Annotated in this window: 1 protein-coding gene; it reads left to right on the forward strand. The window is 61.4% G+C overall.

Translation table 11 applies throughout. The features are described 5' to 3' along the window. Window positions 1-389 (forward strand): hypothetical protein (locus tag E4T88_RS19090; RefSeq protein WP_221411846.1); only part of this gene is annotated, 389 nt, incomplete at both ends.

Consider the following 389-nt stretch of genomic DNA (forward strand, 5'->3'; position numbering starts at 1 on the left):
CTGCAGTACAACCTGCTGTTCGAGCGTTTCCTGAACCCGGAGCGGGTGTCGATGCCCGACTTCGACATCGACTTCTGCCAGTCCAACCGCGACCGGGTGATCGACTACGTGAAGGACAAGTACGGCAAGAACGCCGTGAGCCAGATCGCCACTTTCGGCACCATGGCGGCCAAGGCGGCGATCCGCGACGTGGGCCGCGTCATGGACATGAGCTACACCTTCTGCGACGGCATCTCCAAGCTGGTGCCCGGCAAGCCCGGCATGTCCTACACGCTGGCCTATCCGCCCGAGGTGAAGAAGGAGGGCGACAAGAACAACTACGCGCTCGAACTCGAGCCCATGCTCTACGAGCGCGTGCGCAAGGAAGAGGCTGTCTCTTATACACAGCT

This window comes from Dysgonomonas mossii (assembly GCF_004569505.1).
Lineage (GTDB): Bacteria > Bacteroidota > Bacteroidia > Bacteroidales > Dysgonomonadaceae > Dysgonomonas.